The sequence below is a fragment of the Citrobacter sp. 50677481 genome, assembly GCF_001463265.1.
Taxonomy (GTDB): Bacteria; Pseudomonadota; Gammaproteobacteria; order Enterobacterales; family Enterobacteriaceae; genus Citrobacter_A; species Citrobacter_A sedlakii.
This window is the reverse complement of record NZ_LNHZ01000030.1, coordinates 1-3,143: the sequence shown is the minus strand read 5'-3', so window position 1 is coordinate 3,143 and position 3,143 is coordinate 1. Positions and strand designations below refer to the sequence as shown.

The 3,143-nt window shown below is 55.7% G+C and carries 2 protein-coding genes and 1 pseudogene; all 3 read left to right on the top strand.

Annotation, left to right across the window (positions count from 1 at the left end):
• Nucleotides 1-130: pseudogene (locus APU02_RS25025) on the top strand (QacE family quaternary ammonium compound efflux SMR transporter); the annotation flags it as partial.
• Nucleotides 124-963, top strand: coding sequence for a sulfonamide-resistant dihydropteroate synthase Sul1 (sul1, locus tag APU02_RS08505; RefSeq protein ID WP_000259031.1), 840 nt, complete (start codon nt 124-126; stop codon nt 961-963). The pseudogene APU02_RS25025 and the gene sul1, both read left to right, overlap by 7 nt.
• Before the next feature lie 404 nt (nt 964-1,367).
• Nucleotides 1,368-2,909 carry an IS91-like element ISCR1 family transposase gene (locus APU02_RS08500; RefSeq protein WP_000050481.1) on the top strand — a complete coding sequence of 514 codons (1,542 nt, stop codon included), beginning with the start codon at nt 1,368-1,370 and terminating at the stop codon, nt 2,907-2,909.
• The last annotated feature ends 234 nt before the right edge of the window (nt 2,910-3,143 follow it).

The following is a 3,143-nucleotide window of genomic DNA, read 5'->3' as shown; positions in this document are numbered from 1 at the left end:
CATTGCCTGGTTGCTTCATGGGCAAAAGCTTGATGCGTGGGGCTTTGTAGGTATGGGGCTCATAATTGCTGCCTTTTTGCTCGCCCGATCCCCATCGTGGAAGTCGCTGCGGAGGCCGACGCCATGGTGACGGTGTTCGGCATTCTGAATCTCACCGAGGACTCCTTCTTCGATGAGAGCCGGCGGCTAGACCCCGCCGGCGCTGTCACCGCGGCGATCGAAATGCTGCGAGTCGGATCAGACGTCGTGGATGTCGGACCGGCCGCCAGCCATCCGGACGCGAGGCCTGTATCGCCGGCCGATGAGATCAGACGTATTGCGCCGCTCTTAGACGCCCTGTCCGATCAGATGCACCGTGTTTCAATCGACAGCTTCCAACCGGAAACCCAGCGCTATGCGCTCAAGCGCGGCGTGGGCTACCTGAACGATATCCAAGGATTTCCTGACCCTGCGCTCTATCCCGATATTGCTGAGGCGGACTGCAGGCTGGTGGTTATGCACTCAGCGCAGCGGGATGGCATCGCCACCCGCACCGGTCACCTTCGACCCGAAGACGCGCTCGACGAGATTGTGCGGTTCTTCGAGGCGCGGGTTTCCGCCTTGCGACGGAGCGGGGTCGCTGCCGACCGGCTCATCCTCGATCCGGGGATGGGATTTTTCTTGAGCCCCGCACCGGAAACATCGCTGCACGTGCTGTCGAACCTTCAAAAGCTGAAGTCGGCGTTGGGGCTTCCGCTATTGGTCTCGGTGTCGCGGAAATCCTTCTTGGGCGCCACCGTTGGCCTTCCTGTAAAGGATCTGGGTCCAGCGAGCCTTGCGGCGGAACTTCACGCGATCGGCAATGGCGCTGACTACGTCCGCACCCACGCGCCTGGAGATCTGCGAAGCGCAATCACCTTCTCGGAAACCCTCGCGAAATTTCGCAGTCGCGACGCCAGAGACCGAGGGTTAGATCATGCCTAGCATTCACCTTCCGGCCGCCCGCTAAATATCTCCTTTTGGGTTGTTAATAAAACATCCAATAAGTTGACTGTGCGTGAAAAAGAAAGTTTTGTGTGATGGCGTTGAAGATCGCACCGTTAAGCTCTTATGTGGGATGGTGCAGAGCTCGACGACTACCGATAAAACGCAACCGCCGCAAACAGACAAGAAAAAGCCCCAACTGATAACAGTTGGGGCTTCAGTATTGTGATTGGTGGAGCAATAGCACCCTGAACCCAAAACCTTCTCGCTCAACCGGTAGTGGCTGATAACAACTCGTGAGGGCTATTGCGGGTTAAGCATTTAGCGATGTCTAGGGCCAGACTGGACGTCTGAACGCAAGCCGCTGATACTGTACATAACCACAGTATCAGCGGAGGATACCCATGTCGCTGGCAAGGAACGCCACGGCGAGTCAATCGCCCACTCAAACAAACGGTTACGAACGCCACCAACCCGACCAGACGCTGCTCTACCAGCTGGTTGAGCAGCACTACCCAGCCTTCAAAGCCTCACTCGAAGCCCAAGGTCAACACCTGCCTCGCTACATCCAACAAGAATTCAACGACCTCCTCCAATGTGGCCGTCTGGAGTATGGTTTCATGCGGGTTCGCTGCGAGGATTGTCATCACGAGCGTCTGGTCGCCTTCAGCTGTAAACGACGCGGCTTTTGCCCTAGCTGCGGTGCCCGCCGGATGGCCGAGAGTGCGGCGCTGCTGATAGACGAAGTCTTCCCCAAGGAGCCCATTCGCCAGTGGGTGCTCAGCTTTCCTTTCCAGCTACGCTTTTTGCTGGCTCGCCATCCCCAGCTGATGGGCCAGGTCTTGAGTATCGTCTATCGTACACTCTCAACTCATCTGATCAAAAAAGCCGGTTACACCAAAGCCTCTGCACAAACTGGCTCAGTGACTCTTATCCAACGCTTTGGCTCCGCGCTAAATCTCAATGTCCACTACCACATGCTGTTTCTCGATGGTGTCTATGCCGAAGATGACTATGGCAAGCAACGCTTCCATCGTGTCAAGGCACCCACTTACGATGAGCTGAATACGCTCGCTCACACCCTCAGCCATCGCATCGCTCGCTGCATGGAAAAGCGTGGGATTTTGGAGCGTGATGCCGAGAATACGTGGTTGACACTGGAAGAGGGCGAAGACGATACGCTGACTCAATTACATGGTGCTTCGGTTACGTATCGCATTGCCGTCGGCCCCCAGCAAGGGCGCAAAGTCTTCACCCTGCAAACCTTGCCAGGGCGTGAGGATAAAGCCGACTCAAGCAGTCGAGTAGCCAACCATGCTGGTTTCTCGCTACACGCCGGTGTGATGGCCGAAGCGCATCAGCGGGATAAGCTTGAGCGCTTGTGTCGCTACATTAGTCGGCCAGCGGTTTCAGAAAAACGTCTGGCATTAACCGCCAATGGGCAGGTGCGTTACGAGCTCAAAACTCCGTACCGCAATGGCACCACCCATGTGATCTTCGAGCCGCTGGACTTCATCGCCAAACTCGCTGCGTTGGTACCTAAGCCGCGAGTCAACCTCACACGCTTCCACGGCGTCTTTGCACCGAACAGCAAACACCGAGTTCAAGTAACACCCGCCAAGCGGGGCAAGAAGCCCGACAAATCGGAAGGTCTCGATACTAACTGGCGTGACAAGAGTCCTGCAGAGCGCCACCGCGCCATGACCTGGATGCAACGCCTCAAGCGAGTCTTCAATATTGATATTGAAGTCTGCGAACACTGCGGCGGTCACGTCAAAGTGATTGCCAGCATCGAAGATCCGAAGGTCATTGAGCAGATTCTCAAGCATCTGAAACAGAAAACAGCCAAGGCGAATGCCGCCAAGCAGCGTGAGCTGCCACCAGAACGAGCGCCGCCACTGACTCCCAGCCTGTTCGATCCATCACAGAGTCGTCTCTTTGACTGACGACCCCAAATCCAACACTGCTCAACACTGCCAACTTTTAAACGGGGCGGTGGGGCAGTTTGTATCTCTCGAGCTATCAGGCTAGAGATTTTACCGCCAAATCGAACCTTATTAGAGCGGTTTAGGCTGGACCGGCAGTTAAAATTGGGGCTTGAGCGGTAAACGAGTGAGGGAATTTCAGGTAAGATACTTCGGATGAGGAGCAAAAAGGTGGTTTATACTTCCTATACCCCT

What these genes read in the sequence shown, in the direction of transcription:
- sul1 (WP_000259031.1), top strand. Translation starts at nt 124, where the DNA reads ATGGTGACGGTGTTCGGCATTCTGAATCTCACCGAGGACTCCTTCTTC.
- APU02_RS08500 (WP_000050481.1), top strand. Translation starts at nt 1,368, where the DNA reads ATGTCGCTGGCAAGGAACGCCACGGCGAGTCAATCGCCCACTCAAACA.